Source organism: Kytococcus sp. HMSC28H12 (assembly GCF_001816045.1).
Lineage (GTDB): Bacteria > Actinomycetota > Actinomycetes > Actinomycetales > Dermatophilaceae > Kytococcus > Kytococcus schroeteri.
Genome location: NZ_KV824633.1, coordinates 1 through 3,941, shown reverse-complemented (window position 1 = coordinate 3,941; position 3,941 = coordinate 1). Strand labels below are relative to the sequence as shown.

3 protein-coding genes are annotated in these 3,941 nt (G+C 73.2%); 2 read left to right on the top strand and 1 reads right to left on the bottom strand.

What is annotated here, in order from left to right; all coding sequences use genetic code 11:
- Positions 1-173 precede the first annotated feature (173 nt).
- Positions 174-2,264 carry a bifunctional copper resistance protein CopD/cytochrome c oxidase assembly protein gene (locus HMPREF3099_RS10045; protein WP_237769830.1) on the top strand — a complete coding sequence of 697 codons (2,091 nt, stop codon included), beginning with the start codon at positions 174-176 and terminating at the stop codon, positions 2,262-2,264.
- A gap of 97 nt (positions 2,265-2,361) precedes the next feature.
- Positions 2,362-3,204, top strand: coding sequence for a carbon-nitrogen family hydrolase (locus HMPREF3099_RS10040; protein WP_070705838.1), 843 nt, complete (start codon positions 2,362-2,364; stop codon positions 3,202-3,204).
- A gap of 48 nt (positions 3,205-3,252) precedes the next feature.
- On the opposite strand, the gene HMPREF3099_RS10035 is transcribed toward HMPREF3099_RS10040, so the two are convergent.
- Entirely contained in the window at positions 3,253-3,885 is a 633-nt protein-coding gene (locus HMPREF3099_RS10035) for a hypothetical protein (protein ID WP_141762124.1), read from the bottom strand.
- Positions 3,886-3,941 lie beyond the last annotated feature (56 nt).

Sequence of the window (3,941 nt, the reverse complement as noted above, 5' to 3'; positions counted from 1 at the left end):
AGATGCGCACCGGTGCGCATCTCGGGCGTTCGGCAGGCGGGTCACTCAGCCCTCGGCCACCTCGATGCCCAGCGGCAGGTAGCTCAGCGGGTCGTGGGCGCTGGTCTGGTCGGTCACACCACCACTGCTGCACCCTCAGATCGGAAGAGCCGACAAACTACGCTGTGTCGGTGATGTCCGAGTCCCAGCAGTCCCCGCCCCGCCCCACGGCATCGCCGGAGAACCCCGCTCCCGCAGTGCAGGAGTCAGCCCGCCAGCGTGCCCCGTGGGCTGCTCTGGGCGCCATTGCGCTGCTGGTGGCGGTCACGGCGGTGGGTGCCTCCTGGCTGAGCGGCGCCACGCGGCAGCTCCTCCTGGTCGATGCGGGGGCATTCGTCCGCTGGGCCCTGCCCGTGGTCCGGGCGCTGGTCATGACCGGCATGGTCACCACCGTCGGGGCGCTCGGCGTCGCGGCCTTCGTGGTCCCCGAACGGCGGTCCACGCACCGTCTGGCCCTGCTGGGGCGCGTGGCCCTCGTCGGGTCGCTCCTGTGGGGGCTGACCAGTTGGGTGCTGGCGGTGCTCACCTTCTCCGAGGTGCTCGGCACCCCCATCGGGGCCGAGGGCTTCTGGCAGCAGTACTTCGCCTTCTGGTGGGACCTCGGACTGCTCGTGCAGTTCCAGCTCACTGGCATCCTGGCCCTGGTGGTGGCGGCGCTGTGCGCCTGGAGCACCGGGCGCAGCGGCCTGCACTGGGCCTTCTGGCTGGCCATCGGGGCCACCCTGCCGCTGGCCTTCACCGGCCACTCCGGCGGCTCGCTCGACCACGACGCCGCCGTCAACGGCTACGGCGGCCACCTCATCGGTGTGGCCGTGTGGGTGGGCGGCCTGCTCGGACTGGCGCTGCTGTGGAGCGGCCTCGGGCAGGACCGCGCGGTGGCCGTGCGTCGCTACTCCGTGGTGGCGCTGTGCGCCTTCGTGGTCACCGGGCTCAGCGGCGTGCTCAACGCCAGCCTCCGCGTGGGGTGGGGCGACCTGCTCACCACCGCCTACGGCCAGCTGCTGCTGGCCAAGGTGGGGCTCCTGGTGGTGCTCGGTGTCTTCGGCGCGGTGATGCGCCGCCAGGTGGTGGCCCGTCTCGAGCAGGCGGAGCGCGGGGCGGGGGCCACCGAGGTCGGGGAGGGCCCCGCCGCCGAGCGTGCCGGTGGCCTGTTCGCCCGCCTGGCCACCCTCGAGCTGCTCGTCATGGCCGTGGCCGCCGGCCTCGGCTCCGCGCTGGCCCGCACACCCACCCCCGTGCCCGAGCTCACCGGCGAGGCCATCGGCGACCCGGCGGTGGCGCTCACCGGCTACCCGCGCCCGCCCGCGCTCACGGCATCGAGCTGGTTCACGGCCTGGCAGGTGGAGTGGCTGTTCACCACCATCGGCGTGGTGGCCATCGCCCTGTACACGTGGGGGTGGCTGCGCCTGCGCCGCCGCGGCGACGCCTGGCCCTGGTACCGGCTGCCGCTGTGGGTCTTCGGCTGGCTGCTCTTCCTCTACGTGGTCAACGGCGCACCCACGGTCTACGGCCGCGTCATGTTCTCCATGCACATGGTCATGCACATGACGCTCATGATGGCCATCCCGTTCTTCCTCGTGCCGGCCGCGCCGGTGACCCTGGCCATGCGCACCCTGCCGGCCCGCAAGGACCGCACCATCGGCCCCCGGGAGTGGCTGCTGGGCATCGTGCACTCGCGCTACGCGCAGTTCATCGGCCACCCGGTGGTGGCGGCGCTGCTCTTCTTCGTCTCGCTGGTGGTCTTCTACTGGTCGCCCGCGCTGGAGATCGCGCTCACCACCCACGGCGGGCACGTCGCGATGGTGGCGCACTTCCTGCTGGTGGGCTACCTGTTCGTGTGGACGCTGGCCGGCCCCGACCCCGGCGGCGTCAAGTGGCCCGCCCCGCTGCGCCTGGTGGTCATGCTGGCCACGCTGGCCGGGCACGCCTTCTTCGGCGTGGCCATGATGATGGGCACCTACCTGCTGGCGCCGGACTTCTTCCAGACCATCGACCTGCCGTACGTCAAGGACCTCGTGGCCGACCAGCAGCTCGGCGGCGGCATCGCGTGGGGCATCGGCGAGCTGCCGGTGGTGGTGCTGGCCATCATGGTGGGTCTGGAGTGGTCCAACAGCGACGAGCGGGAGAGCCGCCGCTACGACCGCAAGGCCGCCCGCGACGAGGACGCCGAGCTGCGCGCGTACAACGAGCAGCTCTCGCGGATGGGGCGCAACCCGCGGCCCTGACCCGGTGCGGCCGCCTCCCCGGACCGGCCGCACCCGCTGCCCTGCAGCGCCCCCGGTGGCCCGTCGGCCCGGGGGCGCTGCCGGTACCGTGCGGAGGATGAGCGAGCTCTCCGTCAGCGTGATCCAGGTGTCCTACGGCGACGACGAGGCCATGGCCGACCGCATCGAGCGCGTGGCCGGCATGGTGCGGGCCGAGGCGGGGCAGGACCTCGTGGTGCTGCCCGAGCTGTGGCCCGTGGGCGGCTTCGACGTGAAGCACTGGGCGGAGCGGGCCCAGCAGGTGCCCGCCGTGGGCACGGTGCCCGCCGACGGCCCGGACGACCCCGCCCTGGCGGTGGTGCGGGCGATGTCTGCCGCGGCCCGCGACGCGGGGGTGCACCTGCACGCCGGGTCCACCGTGGAGCGCAGCGCCGAGCCCGGCCCGGAGGGCAAGGACCTGTGGAACAGCTCGCTGGTGTTCGGCCCCGACGGGGCGTTGCGGGCCACCTACCGCAAGGTGCACCGCTTCGGCTTCAGCAGCGGCGAGGCGCGCACCATCGAGGCGGGTTCCGACCTGGTGACGGTGCCGATCGAGGGCTTCACCGCGCATCTGGCCACCTGCTTCGACCTGCGCTTCCCCGAGTTCTTCCGCGCCGGTCTCGACGCCGGGGCCGACCTGCTCGTCATCCCCGCCGCGTGGCCGATGCCGCGCCGCGAGCACTGGCGCACCCTGCTGCGGGCGCGCGCCATCGAGAACCAGATGCCCGTCATCGCGTGCAACACGGCCGGGACCCACGCCGGCGACCACGAGATGGGTGGGGCGAGCGTCGTCGTCGACGCCGCCGGCAGCGTGCTGGCCGAGGCGGGGGACGGCGAGCAGGTGCTGCGCGCCGTCCTCGACCCCGCGCACACGGCGCAGCAGCGCGAGGACTTCCCCGTGCTCGCCGCGCGGCGGTGGTGAGGCGGGCGTGGCCGGGGGCGTCGCCCGGCCGCCGGGTCACCTCGGGCGTCAGTCCTCGATCGTCGAGACCTGCTCGTTGACGACCTTCGCGAGGTCGTCCTCGGAGACGCCGGTGGCGGTGGCGTAGACGACGTTGTCGCCGGCCGTGCGGCCGCCCATCCAGATCTCCTGCGTCTGGCCACCGGCCTCGGAGCGGACGCGGACGCCCCGCACGTCGTCGTTCTCGAACTCCTCGAAGGACGTGGTCAGGTCCACCCCGCCGCCGGAGCTCTTGACCTCCTTGCACTCCCCGAGGGCGCGGGTGATCTCGATGAGCTTCTCCGGCTCCTTGCTCGTGCCGGAGACCTGCAGGTCCACGCTCTTGTCCTTGCCGTCCTCGAAGCGGGCGGAGGCCGAGCTGGAGAGGTACTCCTCGGGCTTCACGGCGCTGAAGTCCTCGAGGGCCTTGTGGCACGTTTCGTCGGTGTCCGGGAGGGTGGAGGGGTCGAAGTCGGTGGCCTTCTGCACGCCGGTGGTCACCTCGCCACGGGTGAAGCCGTCGAGGGGGAAGTCGTCCTGGCTGAGCAGGGCCTTCTCGGCGGCGGCGTCGTCGAGGGCGTCGGGGCCGCCACCGCAGGCGGCGATGGCGGGCACGGTGAGCAGGGCGGTCAGCACGGCGGCGGGGCGGCGCAGGGAGTTCATGCCGCGAGTGTGGCAGAGCCGCGTGCACGCCGAGGGGGCGGTCCGCACCGTGTGCG

Bases quoted from the DNA above. Each gene is read 5' to 3' on its own strand.
- HMPREF3099_RS10045 (WP_237769830.1), top strand. From the start codon at position 174: ATGTCCGAGTCCCAGCAGTCCCCGCCCCGCCCCACGGCATCGCCGGAG.
- HMPREF3099_RS10040 (WP_070705838.1), top strand. From the start codon at position 2,362: ATGAGCGAGCTCTCCGTCAGCGTGATCCAGGTGTCCTACGGCGACGAC.
- HMPREF3099_RS10035 (WP_141762124.1), bottom strand. From the start codon at position 3,885: ATGAACTCCCTGCGCCGCCCCGCCGCCGTGCTGACCGCCCTGCTCACC.